General features: G+C 70.2%; 10 protein-coding genes. 3 read left to right on the top strand and 7 right to left on the bottom strand.

The features are described 5' to 3' along the window. Positions 1–2 precede the first annotated feature (2 nt). From EXE58_RS09345 to EXE58_RS09315, 7 genes are all read right to left on the bottom strand, one after another. Positions 3–989 carry an alpha-ketoacid dehydrogenase subunit beta gene (locus EXE58_RS09345; protein WP_135267628.1) on the bottom strand — a complete coding sequence of 329 codons (987 nt, stop codon included), beginning with the start codon at positions 987–989 and terminating at the stop codon, positions 3–5. Next, positions 986–2143, bottom strand: coding sequence for a pyruvate dehydrogenase (acetyl-transferring) E1 component subunit alpha (gene pdhA, locus EXE58_RS09340; protein WP_135267627.1), 1158 nt, complete (start codon positions 2141–2143; stop codon positions 986–988). The genes EXE58_RS09345 and pdhA overlap by 4 nt, the downstream gene beginning before the upstream one ends. A gap of 255 nt (positions 2144–2398) precedes the next feature. Next, positions 2399–5317, bottom strand: coding sequence for a VWA domain-containing protein (locus EXE58_RS09335; RefSeq protein WP_167288765.1), 2919 nt, complete (start codon positions 5315–5317; stop codon positions 2399–2401). Positions 5318–5701: 384 nt separating this feature from the next. Further along, the gene (locus EXE58_RS09330) at positions 5702–10795 is read right to left on the bottom strand and encodes a prealbumin-like fold domain-containing protein (protein ID WP_135267625.1); all 5094 of its coding nucleotides are present in this window, start codon (positions 10793–10795) and stop codon (positions 5702–5704) included. Positions 10796–11093: 298 nt separating this feature from the next. Next, complete coding sequence (locus EXE58_RS09325) at positions 11094–12068, bottom strand: glutathione S-transferase C-terminal domain-containing protein (protein ID WP_135267624.1); 975 nt, start codon at positions 12066–12068, stop codon at positions 11094–11096. A 60-nt stretch (positions 12069–12128) separates the two neighbouring features. Beyond that, positions 12129–13202 (bottom strand): histidinol-phosphate transaminase, encoded by a 1074-nt coding sequence (locus EXE58_RS09320; protein WP_135267623.1) that lies wholly within the window; start codon positions 13200–13202, stop codon positions 12129–12131. Between the two features lie 26 nt (positions 13203–13228). Then, entirely contained in the window at positions 13229–13792 is a 564-nt protein-coding gene (locus EXE58_RS09315) for a VanZ family protein (protein WP_135267622.1), read from the bottom strand. A 42-nt stretch (positions 13793–13834) separates the two neighbouring features. On the opposite strand from EXE58_RS09315, the gene EXE58_RS09310 reads away from it, so the two are divergent. The 3 genes from EXE58_RS09310 to EXE58_RS09300 are packed head-to-tail and all read left to right on the top strand — an operon-like array spanning position 13835 to position 15626. Further along, positions 13835–14224: a phage holin family protein gene (locus EXE58_RS09310; protein ID WP_135267621.1), complete on the top strand. Its 390-nt coding sequence runs from the start codon at positions 13835–13837 to the stop codon at positions 14222–14224. Positions 14225–14227: 3 nt separating this feature from the next. After that, complete coding sequence (locus EXE58_RS09305) at positions 14228–14731, top strand: low molecular weight protein-tyrosine-phosphatase (protein ID WP_244242506.1); 504 nt, start codon at positions 14228–14230, stop codon at positions 14729–14731. A gap of 31 nt (positions 14732–14762) precedes the next feature. Then, entirely contained in the window at positions 14763–15626 is an 864-nt protein-coding gene (locus EXE58_RS09300) for a fructosamine kinase family protein (RefSeq protein ID WP_135267620.1), read from the top strand. Positions 15627–15638: the final 12 nt, after the last annotated feature.

Raw genomic sequence — 15638 nt, 5'->3', positions numbered from 1 at the left:
TCTCAGTAGGCGAAGGTGCGGTCGACGGCGTCGAGCACACGGTCGAGGTCGGGGAGGTACTCCTCCTCGATCCGCGAGGGCGGGTAGGGGGTGTCGAACGCGCCGACCCGAAGCACCGGGGCCTCGAGGGAGTAGAAGCACTCCTCGGTGATCCGCGCGGCCAGCTCGGCTCCCATGCCGAGGTTGACGTGGGCCTCGTGCGTGACCACGCAACGGCCGGTGCGGCGTACGGACTCGAGCACCGGAGCCATGTCGAGCGGGGAGAGCGTGCGCAGGTCGATGACCTCGAGCTGGCGTCCCTCCTCGGCGGCCGCCTCGGCACACTTGAGGGCGGTCTTGACGGTGGGCCCGTAGGCCAGCAGGGTCGCGTCGCTGCCGGGGCGGACCACGCGCGAGGTGAACAGCGGCTCCGGCGTGGCGGACTCGTCGAGCTCGGCCTTGTCCGCGTGGTACTGGCGCTTGGGCTCGAGGAAGATGACCGGGTCGTCGTGGGCGATGGCCTGCTGGATCATCCAGTAGCCGTCGACCGGGTTGGAGCAGGCGACCACCTTGAGGCCCGGCGTGTGGGCGAACTGCGCCTCGGGCGACTCGGAGTGGTGCTCCACCGCGCCGATGCCACCACCGAAGGGGATGCGGATGACGATCGGCATCTTCACCTTGCCCTGCGAGCGGAAGGTGTACTTGGCGACCTGGCACACGATCTGGTCGTAGGCGGGGTAGACGAAGCCGTCGAACTGGATCTCCACCACTGGGCGGTAGCCGCGCAGCGCCATCCCGACCGCGGTGCCGACGATGCCCGACTCGGCCAGCGGCGAGTCGATGACGCGGTCCTCGCCGAAGTCCTTCTGCAGGCCGTCGGTGATGCGGAAGACACCGCCGAGCTTGCCGACGTCCTCGCCCATGAGGAGGACCTTGTCGTCGTCCTCCATGGCCTTGCGCAGGCCCATGTTGAGGCCCTTGGCCAGCGTGATCTTCTGGCTGCTGCTCATGAGTGGGCCCCCTCGAACGACTCGAGGTAGGCCGCGAAGCCGTCGCGCTGGGCCTCGAGCTCCTCGGTCATCTCGCTGAACACGTAGCCGAACTGGTCGAGCGGCTTGGGATCGGGCAGGGCCTTGCAGCCCTCGCGCAGGTGCGCCCCGAGCTCCTTGGCCTCGGCGTCGAGGGAGTCGAAGAACTCCTGGTCGACCAGGCCGTTGCGGCGCAGGTAGACCTTGAGCCGCTCGATCGGGTCCTTGAGCTTCCAGTGCTCGAGCTCGTCGTTGAGGCGGTAGCGGGTGGGGTCGTCGGTCGTGGTGTGCGCACCCATCCGGTAGGTGTAGGCCTCGACGAACGACGGCCCGTTTCCCTCGCGTGCCCGCTGCAGGGCCGCCTTGGTGACGGCGTACGTCGCGAGCACGTCGTTGCCATCGACCCGGATGCCCGGGAAGCCGAATCCCAGCGCGCGCTGGTGGAGCGGGATCCGGGTCTGCCGCTCGATCGGTTCGGAGATCGCCCACTGGTTGTTCTGGCAGAAGAAGACGACCGGGGCGTTGTAGGAGGCGGCGAAGATGAACGCCTCGTTGACGTCGCCCTGGGAGGAGGCGCCGTCGCCGAAGTGGGCGATCACCGCGGCGTCGCGCTCGGGGTCACCCGTGCCGACCACACCGTCGCGCTGGAGGCCCATGGCGTAGCCCGTGGCGTGCAGGGTCTGGGCGCCGATGACGATCGTGTAGAGCCCGAAGTTGGCCTCGTTGGGGTCCCAGGAGCCCTGGTCGACCCCGCGGAAGAGGCCGAGGAGCTTGAGGGGGTCGAGGCCGCGGCAGTAGGCGACGCCGTGCTCGCGGTAGGTCGGGAAGACGTAGTCCTGCGGGGAGAGGGCGCGCCCGGCTCCGATCTGGGCGGCCTCCTGGCCCAGCAGCTGGGCCCAGATGCCGAGCTCGCCGTGGCGCTGCAGAGCCGTGGCCTCGACGTCGATGCGCCGGGTGAGGACCATGTCGCGGTAGAGCCCGCGCAGCTCCTCGGCGGAGAAGTCGTGGTCGAACTCGGGGTGGTGGACGCGCTCGCCCTCCGGCGTCAGGAGCTGGACGAGGTTGGGCCCGCCGTCCTGTTGGGAGGGTCCGAAGACCTCCGCAAGGTCGGGGCCGAAACCGGCAGGTTCGGTCAACGCAGCTCCTTAGTCGCAAGCGGCGTGACGGGGGTTGCCCGACGCCGACGGCTCAGCGCGGTCGCCGGCGTGTGTGACCGCGACCACATGGTGCTGCCACGGTATCGGGACTCAGCCGCCGACGCCAAACGGACCCACGGCCGTCATGGGTCGCGCTCTGCACAGGAGCACGAAGGAGCCGACGCCGGTGGACGCGTGGGTCGTCCACCGGCGCCGGCCGGTCCTCCATCGGGGCAATGGAGGGACTGGGAGGTGTCAGCCCAACCTGATGCCCAGGCTGACCACGCCGGCCGAGCGCGCCTGCGCCGCCCCGCCCCGGAGACCGGTGGCGGGAAGCACCTCGGGAGGCGCACAGCGCTTCGGGACGCGGATCCGGTCGAGGACGCGCTTGCCGAGCTTCAGGGTGACCTTGGCTCGAGCCTCACCCGAGGTCCGGAACTTCTTCTTGGCCAGCGACTTCACCTTGATGCTGTGGACCTTCTTGCCCACACGCAGCTTGTAGGTCACCCGGACGCCCGAGGCGTTGTCGAGCGTCGCCCGGACCGTGCCCTGGCAGCTCGTCCGCACCTTGCCCACGGCCTTGCCGAAGGCCTGGGCCGGCAGCACCTCCGTCGGGACCGGGGGAGCGACCGGTGGGGCCACCGGCAGCGCCGGGGGCTCGACCGGCGGCGTGACCGGCGTGGGCGGCGGCGTCACGACCGGCGCGCACACCTCGACCGTCGTGGAAGCGCTCTGGTCGACGTCGCCGGGAACGGTCATCGAGGCCGTGTTGGTGAACGGGAGGCACTCGCCCGCAGCCGAGCCGTGCTCGAGCGTGTAGGCGAAGACCTTCGGGCTCTCGGCGAGCGTCACGACCGCAGAGGTTCCCTCGTCATCGCCGTTGAGGTCGTAGCGGTCGTCCTGGAGGGTCGCGGTGGCCCCCGTGGTGGTCGGCGTGACCGACGCGAAGTCGTAGGCCTTGGTGGCCTGCGCCGTGCCGCTCGTGCCGTTGTAGGGAGCCTTGTTCCACGTCACCTTGGCGGTGTTGGTGCCCTTGGCCGTGGCCGAGCCACCGGTCAGCGAGCAGCTGTAGGGGAACTCGTGGGCGCCCGGCGCGATCGTCGCCGACGTCCCGCCCGGCACCGTGCACGTGGCGTTCGGCATCGCGTCGAGGATGGTCACGCCGGAGATCGCCGTGGCGTTGGGGTTCTGCACGGTGATGGTGCCGGTGACCTTGAACCCGGAGTCCTGGGGGGCCGAGGCCGTGGCGGTGACCTCGTAGCCGAAGCTGGCCGTGGCACCAGGCTCCACCGTCTGCTCGGTCGTGTCGACGGTCTTGGTGAGCGTCCAGTCGTAGTCACGCTCGTAGGACGGCACGGCAGTCTTGCTCACGAGGAGGTCGGCCATGCGCGCCTGGTTGGTGATCTTGCAGGTGATCTCCTGACCTGCGGCCGGGGTGACCTTGTCGGGCGCGGTGAAGGCGAGGTCCCCCGGTCCGGCCGTCTTCACGCACGACCAGGTGGTGCCGTTGTCGTAGCCCGCCTTCGTGCTCTCGCTCAGGGTGTAGGTCTGGCCGGGGCTGACGCTCTTGGCGGTCACGGCCGCGGTGTTGCCGGCGCCCGAGAACCCGCCCGGTCCGGTGGCCGTGAGGGTCCAGGCCTCCCCTGCGCTCGCGGGAAGGGTGGCGCCCGAGGCGTCGAGGACCCTCTTGGTCAGCGTGAGGTACGCCGGGGGCGCGGGCTTGCGGTTGGTCACCTCGCAGGTCATGACCGAGCCGGAGCGACCCGTGAAGGAGAAGGTCCCTGCCTGCTGGCCCGGGGTCACGCTGACGGGCTTGCCGTCGACCGAGCAGGTGGCACCGCGGTAGGTCCAGCCGTCCTTCAGCGACTCGGAGATGGTGATGGTCGGCGTCTGGCCCGCCCCGACGGTCAGGTCGGCGGAGGTGAAGCCGTTCTGACCGTTGACCGCCGCCGTCGCCGGGAAGCTGCCCAGCGTGCCGGCCGAGGTCGATCCGGTGAAGGACCAGCCGTTGGCGTAGCTGGAGTTGGGCTTGGGAATGCCGTCGTGGTCCTCGATCTTCTTCTGGATCGTGACCTTGCTCTTGCACGCGCCGGTCGCGATCGCCTTGAGGTCCTCGCCGAGCTCCTGCCACGTGGTGGTGTAGGTGCTGCCGGGGTCGGAGATCAGGTTGAGCCGCTTGACCGAGTCGCTCCCGGACATCCCGATGCCCACGGCGATCACCTGGGTCTTGCCGGCCTTGATGGCGTTGGCGGAGTGGATCGCCTCCTCCACCTCGCGCAGCGTGGTCACGTCGCCGGGACCGGCCGCAGGGCTGCCCCAGAAGGTCGGGTCACCGTCGGTGAGGATGAGCGCGACGTCGTAGTCGCTGTTGACGCTCTGCCACAGGCCGCGGTCCCAGTTGGTGCCACCGGCGTTGCCGCCCGGACCGGTGAGGCCGTTGATGGCGTTCTTGACCGTCGTGGCACCTGCCGCGTCGCCCACGGGGGTCAGCGCGCCGAGGACGGTCGAGGCGTCGGTGGCGAACTTGTGCAGCGCGACGCGCGAAGGCGTGTTGACCAGGCTGTCGATCACCGACCTGCCGGCTGCCTTGAACGTGGTGAGCTCGGAGGAGTCGATGGAGTTGGAGACGTCGAAGATCATGCTGATGTCGATGCCGCAGCGGGTGGGCGCCTGCGGGTTGGTGCGCACGTCCGGCCAGGTTCGGCCGGTGCCGGGCAGCAGCCTGGTGCGCTGGCTGGCCGAGTCGTAGCGGTTGATCGCTCCGGTCGCGTAGCGGACGGGGTCGTCGGAGCCGCCCCAGCTCCCCGGAGCGGACCAGCCGGCGGGCGCCGAGAGCTCGGTCGCGTAGAAGTAGGTGTCGTAGTAGCTGCTGCTCAGGGAGGCGAGGATGCCGCAGCGCCCGGTGGCGTCGGTCGTGCAGGTGCCGACGCTGGTGCCGCCGCTCAACGCGTTGGAGGTGGTCCTGAAGAACTCGAACCGTGCACCGCTCAGGGGCGAGACGCCGGTGCTGGTGCGGTCGCCACCCTTGTTGATTACGAGCTTGGCCTTGCCGTAGCCCGGGTCGCCGGACGGCACGCCCACCACGTCGGGAGGCGTGGACTCCCCCCACGTCGCGTGGGCGGGCACCCCCGCCACGACTGTCATGGCCGGAACGAGCAGCAGGAGTGCTGCCACCCGGCCGACCACCCCCGAGCCCCGATTCTCCCCGCGCGCCGATGCACCCCAACGAACCATGGATCCCACACCCCTAGCCAAGTCACGCTCCACGTAGCCACCAGACGCCGCCCAGGTTGGGCGGCCGGCTGCGCGATCCCCCCGATGAGACTTGGAACCACGCGCGCTCAATGTGCTGCCTCGACGCCGCCCTGAACACCCGTGGTTACCAACGAGTAGGAAACCTGTACGCATCCTGCACCAGTCCTTCACCGTTTCCGGTGCTTTGACCCCCGGGGCGGACCAGACCACCCAGGACGCACGCCGGCGCCGGTGGACGCGTGGGTCGTCCACCGACGCCGGTTGTGACCCTCCATCGGGGGATGGAGGTGGCCAAGCGGCCGCTCAGTGCCCCCTCATGAGCGACGCCTGGTGGTCGATGCGCGCCTTGACCTGGGCTGCTCGCAGGCCGGTGGCCGGAAGCACCTCGGGAAGGGCGCAGCGTGCCGGCACGCGGATCCGGTCGAGCACCCGTGTCCCCAGCTTCAGGGTCACCTTGGCGCGTGCCTTGCCACTGGTCCGGAACTTCTTGTTCTGCAGCGACCGGACCTCGATGCGGTGGACCTTCTTGCCCACCCGCAGCCGGTAGGTCACCCTGACCCCGGACCGGTTCTTCAGGCTGGCCCGGACCGTGCCCTGACAGGTGGCCCGCACGTTGCCGACCGCCTTGCCGAACGCCTCAGCGGGGAGCACCTCCGGCGGGGCCGGCGGCGGCGGGGGCGTCACCACGACAGGCACGCACACGCTGGTCGTCGCCGACGCCGTCGGGTCGACACCCTCGGTCAGGTCGACCGCAGCGGTGTTTGTGTAGGCCACGCACGCGCCGGCCGCGCCACCCGCGAGCGCCAGGTCGTAGGTGTAGGTCTTCACCAGGCCCTGCGACCAGACGACGACCTCCTCCAGGACCACGCGCTCACCGGGCCGGGTCTTGTCATCGACGACGTCCACGACCTTGTTGGTCTCCGACCGGACGGCGAACGACACCGGAGCGGAGTCCGAGACGCTTGCCGTGGCAGCCTCGCCAGCCGGGTCCCAGGTCGCCGTGACGGTCAACGAACCGGAGCTCGCAGGCTTCGAGGAGAAGGAGCACGTCACCGGCAGGGTGCGCGATCCGCTCCCGTCGGCTGCCGCCGGTACGACGACGTCCTCACCGCCGGCGACCGTGCAGGTCGCCCCGCCTCCGACGTCGCTGGCAGCCGACACGTCGGCGGTGATGTCGCCACCGGGGTAGGTGTTGGGGTTGGTCAGCTCGACGGAGCCGGACATCCGCCATCCCGAGTCGGTCGCGTCACCCGCCCGGGCCACGACCGTGTAGCGGAAGGTGGCGGTGCCCGACGCGTCGACGTTGCGCTGGGTGGCGTCGACCGACTTGTCGATCGACCACGCGTAGGCCCGGGCGAGATCCGCCTCGGCGTCGACCTCCGCGCCCAGCGGGCTCTCCACGCACACCGCGACAGTCTGCTCGTCCTGCGGGTTGCCCTGCTCGTCGAACGCGGTCGTCGAGGTCCCCTGGCCGGGGGTGAGGTCGACGACGGCGGTGTTGGTGTGGTCGACGCACTCGCCGGGAGTTCCGGGGAGGGTGAGGGAGTACTCGTAGGACTTCACCAGACCGCTGGACCAGGTGAGGTCCTCCTCGAGGACCACCGGGTTCGCCGGGTCGGTCTTGTCGTCGATGACGTCGACCGTCCTGTGGGTCTCCTGGCCGACCGAGAGCTCGACGGCACCGGTGTCGCTGGCCGTGGCCACCTCACCCGAGCCGGCGGGGTCCCACGTGACCGTGGCACTGACGGTGCCGGATGTTGCGGGCTCACCGGTGAAGGTGCAGGTGAACGGGACGACCAGCGTGCCTGCCCCGCCACCCGACGCCACGGGCACGACCGGCGGGGCCGGAAGTGTCGCCGTGCAGGTCGCACCACCACCCAGGTCGGTGGTGACGTCGGCGTCCGTCAGCGTGATGGCGCCGCCGGTGTAGCCGTTGGGGTTGGACACCTCGATCGAGCCGTCCATCGTCCAGCCGGCAGGTTGTTCCTCGCCGGCCCTCACGGTGACGGTGTAGTCGAAGGTCGCCTCGCCGGTGGCCTCGTCGACCTCGACACGAGTCTGGTCGACCTCCTTGTCGATCGTCCACGGGTAGGTCACGCCGTAGCGTCCCTCGGCCGACACTTCGATCGTCAGCGGCTTCTCGACGCAGAGCTCGGCCTTCGCCTGTGCAGTCGGGTCGGGATCGGTGGCCTCGAGCAGCACCACGGCGGTGTTGGTGTAGGTCGTGCAGGCGCCCGCCACCCCGCTCTTCACGACGGCGTACTCGAACGTCCAGGACTCGGGGTCGGAGGCGTCGGCCTCGCCCAGCAGCACCGGGGGCTGGCCGGGGTTGGTCTTGTCGTCCCACACCTCCACGACCGAGTCACTGACCGCAGCGCGGGGATCGAACGTGACGTCCACGGTCTTCTTGACGACCTGGTCCTGGTCGAAGGCGACCTCGACCGTGTTCTTGCCGGACGGGTGCCCGGTTCCCGAGCACTCGTAGTCGACGAGCAGTGTCGCGCCGGGCAGCACCTCCACGGCACTGCCGTCGTCCAGCAGCTGGCACGTCCAGCCGGTGACCGACGGCAGGTCCTTCACGTCGACGGTCAGGGCGGTGGTGGTGGAGGGATTGTGCACGGACAGCTGACCGGACCACGACGAGGTGCCGTCGTCGACCACCGCACCGGGAGTCGCCTTCACGGTGTAGTTGAAGGTGGCGGTGCCGCCTTCGCTGATCTCCACCTGGGTCTTGTCGACCTGCTTGGCGAGGTCCCACAGCTGCTTCTGGCCGTAGTCGGCCTCGACCGTCTTGCCGACCCCGGGCGAGCAGACGGTCACGGTGTGGCCGTCGCTGGTCCCCGGGTAGGTCAGGCCGTCGATCGAGACGACGTTGGTGTGGTCGGTGCACTTGTCGGCGGTCGTGCCGAGCAGCACGTCGTACGGCACGCGCTGGGTGTTGTCGTCCATCCCGTTCACGGTCGTCCAGTCGAACTCCGACTGCGGCAGCGCGCCCGTGACGTCGTTCCCGTCCAGCAGGTCGGTGATCGTGACCTTCTGGTGGGCCGGCTCCGGGTCACCGACGACCTCGACGTCGACGGTCCTGGTCGCGGTGTCGTCAGCGTCGGGGTACTCGTGGGAGTCGGCGCTGTAGTCGAACGTCACGGTGTTCTTGCCGACGTAGTCGCCCTCCTCGACCCCGGCGCAGGAGTAGGTGAGCTCGTGGTCGACCGCGTTGGCGGGAACCGTGACCTGGTGGCCGTCGGCTCCCCCGACGTCAGCCCCGTCCACGTCACAGGTGATCGTCGCGCCGTCGATCACGACCGTGTCGGTGATGGTGCCGGTGACGGGCCACTCGTTGGGGTTGTCGAGGTGGATCGTGCCCGAGAGCCCGAACTGGGTGTCGCTCTTGCCGCGTGCGGTGATGTCGATCGTGTAGCGGACCATGCGCTGGAGCACGCCGTTGGCGTCCTCGCCGGTGAAGACCGTTCCGGGACCACCCTTCTTGATGCTCCACAGGAGGTCGCGCTGGAAGCCGAGCCGGGCGTCCTTGGTGATCGTCAGGTCACGACCGACGCAGACGTTGACCCGCTCGGTGTCGGTCGTGCCGTCGGCGGACTCGCTGACCAGGTTGTCGTAGGGATTGCACTCGCCGGGGACTCCGGCCACGGTCCTGGTGTAGGTGGCGACGACGATCGTGTGTGGCGGTGTCGCGTCAGGGTTGCGGACGTCGTGCCAGTCGAAGGGACCCCATGTCCTGGTGGTGCCCGCGTCCGAGTCGAAGACGTCGGTGACGGTGGTCTGCTCGTCGACCCTCTGGTCGATCGTGAACGGCGAGGAGTCCGAACGGGTGTAGGTCGGCGCCGGGTCCGCAGGCGGCTGCGGGTAGGTCATCGGGTTCCACGCGATCGTGGCGGTCGTGCCCGACGGCGGCTCCGCGTCCGGCGCGACCGTGCAGGAGTAGGTCAGCACGCGCTCACCGGCCGGCATCGCGACCTGGAACCCGTTGGTGGGGTCGTCGTCCAGGTCGGTGACCGTGTCGATCGTGCACGCGCTGCCGCCGTCGATCCCGACGCTCAGCGTGCCGCGCATGCCGTGGTCGTTGGGGTTGTCGAGCGTGATGGTGCCGCCGTAGTCGGTGCGGGTGGCCTGGAGGGCCCGCAGCAGCACCGTGTAGGTGAAGGTGGCGGGAGTGCCCTCCGGGACGTCGACGGTGCTGGGGTCCGCCACCGACTTGGTGACCTCCCAGTTGTAGTCGACGTCGTAGTCGGGCTCGTTGAGGATCGAGGGCGGCTCGAAGTAGAGGCGGTTCTGCACCGACAACGGCACGTTCACGCTGCCTTGGCCGCTCTCGCCGACCGTGACGGTCCAGGTGCGCGCGGACTCGGGCTGCACCAGCTCGTAGCCCGGAGGCGCCGCGGTCTCGATGACGGTGTAGGTGCCGGGGGTGGCCGGGTCGATGACGATCGCGCCGTCGGCGGTGCTGTCGGGGTCACCGGCTCCACCGTCGGTCACGACGAGCGTGCCGGTCTCGCCCGGGATCGGGTTGGGTGAGATCGAGAACGTCGCGCCGGGCACCGGGTCGCCGAACTGGTCGACCTTGTAGATCTCGAGCTCTCCACACGTGTCGTCGACGTCGATGGCGAGGGGCTCGACGTAGTCCTTGAGGGCCGACTCGTTGGCGTTGCCGGTGAAGGAGCGGAGGTTCATGGTGCCGAAGTCGCCGCCGGCGCAGGTCGCGCCGGGGTTTGCCTGGTCGAGGAGGCTGCTGAAGTTGAACGCACCCTCGGCGAAGTGGCCGTCCTCCCCGGTCGCACCGGTGAAGGGGATCGACGTGATGCTCTCCGCACACCAGCCCGAGCGCGGCGTGTAGCCGGGGACCTCGATGCACCCGGAGCCCCAGTCACTGGAGCTCACCCGCGTCCAGAACCAGGCCGCGGTGAGCTCGAAGGCGTTGTTGCCGTCCTGCTCGAAGCGCACCATGACGTCGCCGACGGAGCGCACGGGGAGGTACGTCGTCGCGGTGGCGTTGGGCAGCTTGTTGAACTCCACGTCGAAGTTGGTCACGCCGGTGGTCGTGTAGCGCCGGAAGCCGACGTACCCCCAGATGTCACCGTCGACGATGGCGTCGTGGAAGTAGACGGCGGAGATGTCGTCCTGGTTGGGCGCCAGGCCCACGCCGCGCTCCCAGGTCGAGGGGTGCTCGAACTCCTTGCTCCCCTTGAACGTGGTGGTGTCGATGTTGCCGACGGGGTCGTCCGCCCTGGTGCCGACGGGGGTGTCCCAGTCGACCCCGGCCTCTGCGCCGTCGGGCGTGTTGCCGTCGATCTCGAAGCCTGCGACGAGCACTGCCTCCGCAGGTGCTGCCGCCACGACCTGGACGGCGGCCAGCACGGGGAGGACCAGCAGCGCTGCCATCCCCCGCCTGACCGCTGCTGCTGTGCGTCCACCGGACACACCGAACGTGCTCCACAATGCCGACATCTCGCCCCACGCTTCCCCAAAGTACGAATGTGCTGGTCAGACCGGCCATCCCCCCGGAGGGCCGGACGTCGTCGGTCGCCCCCGATGACGGCAGACCTCAAGACACACCATCAGCCCGGGGTGTGGACGCGAGCCGACCTCGCGCGGAACCTCACCGATACGTGCGTGGTTCCTTGACAGGACCTCGGGCGGAACGCAGCAGTAGGGAGCGAGAGGACCAGACCAGTTGGGGTCAGCCGCGACCGTGTGGGGTGGTCCAGCCGCTCTCGTCGGGGCCCTGCGGCACGATGCCGGTGGGGTTCACGTCGGTGTGGACGACGTAGTAGTGAGCCTTGATCTGGTCGAAGTCGATGGTCTCTCCGAACCCCGGCGTCTGGAACAGGTCACGTGCATAACCCCACAGGGCGGGCATCTCGGTGAGCTTGTTGCGGTTGCACTTGAAGTGGCCGTGGTAGACCGCGTCGAAGCGCGCCAGCGTGGTGAAGAGGCGTACGTCGGCCTCGGTGATCGCGTCGCCCATCAGGTAGCGACGAGCGGTCAGGCGCTCCTCGAGCCAGTCCATCGCCGTCCACAGCCGGGCGTAGGCGTCGTCGTAGGCCTGCTGCGTGCCGGCGAAGCCACACCGGTAGACACCGTTGTTGACCTCGGTGAAGACCCGCTGCATGACCTCCTCCATCTCCTCGCGGAGGTCGGCCGGCCACAGGTCTGGAGCGTCGGGGCGGTGGTGCTCGCGCCACTCGAAGAAGAGGTCGTGGGTGATCTGGGGGAAGTCGTTGGTGACGACGGCCTTCGACCCGATGTCGACGATCGCAGGCACGGTGATGCCACGCTCGTAGCCGGGGATCCGGTTGAAGTAGGCCTCCTGCAGCCAGTGGATCCCGAGGACCGGGTCCAGGCCGTCGGGGTCGAGGTCGAAGGTCCAGCTCTGGGCGTCATGGGTGGGGCCGGGCGTCCCCAGGCCGATGACCTCCTGGAGGCCCAGCAGCTCGCGCACGATGATGGCCCGGTTGGCCCACGGGCAGGCCTTGGCGGCGACCAGGCGGTAGCGCCCGGGCTCGACCGGCCACACCTTCACGTCGCGCGGGCTGTCCTTCGAGCCGCTCGGGAACCTGTCGTCGAGCGGGTCACCCGATCGCGCCCCCACGAGGACGCGATCGGGGATGTAGCTCATGTCCCGCTCGAACGAGCTCTCCTCGACGTATGCCATGCCGAGAGAGTAGTTGATCGCTCACCCACCGACTGGGTGCGACGGTCGCCGACGACGGAGTCACCGGGCGAACTGTGCCGCCACCTCGACGATGCGGTCGAGGGCCTCGGCCTCCCCGATCGTGACCCGGACACCGTCGGTCGCGTAGGGACGCACGGAGACACCGGCCTCCCCGCAGGCCGCGGCGAAGTCGGGAGTCCGCTCACCCAGCGGGAACCAGACGAAGTTGCCCTGGGCGTCCGGGAGCTCCCAGCCCACGTCACGCAGCCGGGCCACGACGTCCACCCGGCGGGCGACCAGCTCGTCCACCCGCTCCATCAGCGCGTCACCCGCCTCGAGCGAGGCGATGGCCGCCGCCTGGGCGACGTGGCTGACACCGAACGGCAGGGACACCGCCCGGAGGGCCGCGGCGATCGGGCCCGGCGCCACGGCGTACCCCACGCGGAAGCCGGCCAGACCGTAGGCCTTGGAGAACGTGCGGAACAGCACGACGTTGGGGTGGGCGCGGTAGGTCGCGAGGCCGTCGACCGCGTCGGCCATCCGCACGAACTCGAGGTAGGCCTCGTCGACGACGACGACCACGTGCTGCGGAACCTTGGCGAGGAACGCGTCGAGCTCGGCCTGGCCCACCGCGGGCCCGGTCGGGTTGTTGGGCGTGCACACCATCACGATGCGGGTCCGCTCGGTGACCGCGGCGGCCATGGCGTCGAGGTCGTGGCGCCCCTCGGCGGTCAGCGGCACCTGCACGCTGGTGGCGCCACCCACCGTGACCGCGATCGGGTAGGCCTCGAAGCTGCGCCACGCGTAGACCACCTCGTCGCCGGGGCCGCAGAAGGCGTTGACGAGCTGGTAGATCAGGGCCACCGAGCCCGTCGCGGCCGCGAGGTCGTCGGTGGGCACACCGAGCCGCGCCGAGAGGGCGTCGTACAGCGCGGAGCTGCCCATGTCGGGGTAGCGGTTCATCGCCGCAGCGGCCTCGGTCGCTGCCTCGAGCACGCCCGGCAACGGTGGATAGGGGTTCTCGTTGGACGAGAGCTTGTAGGACGTGAGGCCGGGCCGCGGGGTGGGCGGCTTGCCGGCGACGTACGCGGGGATTGCGAGCACGTTGGGCCGTGGCGTGGGGGTGGTCGACATGCTCGTCACCCTAGTGAGAGGACGCCTCAGCCGGGACGCCGACGGTGCCGCCACGGCCGGAACACCAGGGCGAGGAAGAGCCCGAGCGCCGCACCGATGATCGCCCCGGTCACGTTGTCGACGACGTCGGTGACGTCGCAGGCACGACCGATGCTGGCCACCTCGAGCTGGGCGACCTCGATCCCCACGCTGTAGGCGGCCAGCGCCGCCAGCCCGGCGGGTACGACGACCCACGCAGCGACCCGCCAGCGCGCAGCGCCGAGCACGAGGAGCGCACCGGCAGGGACGAACAGCGCCGTGTTGAGGGTGCGCTGGGTCCCGGAGAAGATCCAGAACCCCTCGGGGGCCGGGCCGCCGTAGTCGGTCGAGCACTGGTCGGGGCTGGCGTCGGCGGGCATCTGGAGGTCGATGGCCGTCAACGGGAGCAGCGTGACCAGGGCGATCACGACGACCGACCACGCGAACCCCGCCACGGCCGCCGCCGTCACCCACCCCACGGCGCGGGCGAGGGCGAGCGCGACCAGCCCGAAGAAGCAGCCGGACACGAACGCACCGAGCACCATCGACTCGATCCCGCCGACCTGGTCCACGCCCCGACGCTATCGGGCGGGGCGCATCGCTAGGGTCTTGCCATGCGATTCCTGACCTGGCTGCTGACCTACGCCGCGGGGATCGCCATCGCGGCCCTCCTGCTCGACGGCATCTGGTTCGAGGGTCCCGCTCACGGCAACGCCGAGCTGCAGGAGAAGTGGCTGCCGCTCCTGGGCGTCGCCCTGATCCTCGGACTCGTCTCGACCTTCGTCGAGCCGATCATCAAGCTCATCTCGCTTCCCTTCATCATCTTGACGCTCGGCCTCCTGCTGCTGGTCATCAACGCCGCGATGCTGCTGCTGACGGCCAAGCTCGCCGGCGCGTTCGACCTCGGCTTCCACGTCGACGGGTTCTGGAACGCGCTGGTGGGGTCGGTCGTCATCACCGTGATCGGGTGGGGCGTGCGCATCGCCCTGCCGGACGCCGACTGAGCCGTGGACGCGAACCTCCGCGGCCTGCCCCCGCAGCAGACCTCCGGCCCCTACCGGCTCGCCGTCGTCTGCCTCGGCAACATCTGCCGCTCCCCCATGGCCCACGTCGTCCTCGAGTCGAGCCTGGCAGCGGCCGGGCTGGCCGATCGCGTCCAGGTGAGCAGCGCAGGGACCGCGGGCTGGCACGTCGGCAAGCCGATGGACGCCCGTGCCGCCGCGACCCTCGCCGACGCCGGTCACGACCCGACGCGCCACCGCGCCCAGCAGTACGACGCCGGCTGGACGTCGTCGTACGACCTCGTCCTCGTCATGGACGACTCCAACCTCGCCGATGTCGGGGGCCGCTCCGAGCGGGTCGCGAAGTTCCGCGACTTCGACCCGATCGGGACCGGCGACGACGTGCCGGACCCCTACTACGGCGGCGACGAGGGCTTCACCGAGGTGCTCGAGATGGTCGCGCGGACCAGCGAGACGATCGTGGAGCGTTGCCGGCGCGTACTACGGTGAGGGACACCGCGACCAGGAGGAGGTGCTCGTCATGACCCGCCAGCCGTTGGTCGCCAAGCGCGCCGAGGAGCTGCTCGGCGCGGCCGTCGTCGCCACCGCACCCGTCGCGGGCGGCGACATCGCAACCGCCACGAAGCTCCGTCTCTCCACCGGGCAGACCGCCCTCATGAAGACCCTCACCCAGGCACCGGCCGGCTTCTTCGAGGCGGAGGCCGCGGGCCTGCGGTGGCTCGCCGAGGTCAACGGCGGCGTCCCGGTCCCGGCCCTGCTCGCCGCCGACAGCGAGTGCGTGATCCTCGCCTGGGTCGAGCAGACCGCCAAGACCCCGGTGGAGGCTGCCGCTGCGTTCGGCCAGCAGCTCGCCACCACGCACGCCGCGGGGGCCGACGGGTGGGGCCTGGCCGACGACGGCTTCATCGGCCGGCTGCCGTTGCCCAACCGGGCCTGCGACTCGTGGCCCGAGTTCTACGCCGTGCGACGGGTGCTGCCCTACCTCAAGCTCGCCCGCGACCGTGAGGCGATCACCCCCGAGGACGCAGCCGCGGTCGAGGCGGTCGTGGGCCGGCTGACGAGGCTGCTCCCCGACGAGTCACCTGCCCGGCTGCACGGCGACCTCTGGAACGGCAACTGCCTGTGGGGCCAGGACGGCCAGGTCCACGTGATCGACCCGGCGGCCTACGGCGGCCACCGCGAGGTCGACATCGCGATGCTCCACCTCTTCGGCCTGCCCCACCTCCCGCGGGTGATGCAGGCCTACAACGACGCGACCCCGCTCGCGGACGGCTGGGAGGATCGGCTGGGCATCCACCAGCTGTTCCCGTTGCTCGTCCACGCCTGCATGTTCGGCGGCGGCTACGGCGCCCGGGCCGGCACGGTCGCGGCCAGGCTCACCTGAGGCCTGCCGCGT

Source organism: Nocardioides seonyuensis, assembly GCF_004683965.1.
GTDB classification, from domain to species: Bacteria; Actinomycetota; Actinomycetes; order Propionibacteriales; family Nocardioidaceae; genus Nocardioides; species Nocardioides seonyuensis.
Note: the sequence above shows the minus strand (reverse complement) of the source record. Positions and strands in the feature narration are given on the sequence as shown.

Excerpts from the sequence above, each read along its gene's own strand:
- EXE58_RS09345 (WP_135267628.1), bottom strand. The coding sequence starts at position 989 with ATGAGCAGCAGCCAGAAGATCACGCTGGCCAAGGGCCTCAACATGGGC.
- EXE58_RS09330 (WP_135267625.1), bottom strand. The coding sequence starts at position 10,795 with ATGGCAGCGCTGCTGGTCCTCCCCGTGCTGGCCGCCGTCCAGGTCGTG.
- EXE58_RS09325 (WP_135267624.1), bottom strand. The coding sequence starts at position 12,068 with ATGGCATACGTCGAGGAGAGCTCGTTCGAGCGGGACATGAGCTACATC.
- EXE58_RS09320 (WP_135267623.1), bottom strand. The coding sequence starts at position 13,202 with ATGTCGACCACCCCCACGCCACGGCCCAACGTGCTCGCAATCCCCGCG.
- EXE58_RS09310 (WP_135267621.1), top strand. The coding sequence starts at position 13,835 with ATGCGATTCCTGACCTGGCTGCTGACCTACGCCGCGGGGATCGCCATC.
- EXE58_RS09300 (WP_135267620.1), top strand. The coding sequence starts at position 14,763 with ATGACCCGCCAGCCGTTGGTCGCCAAGCGCGCCGAGGAGCTGCTCGGC.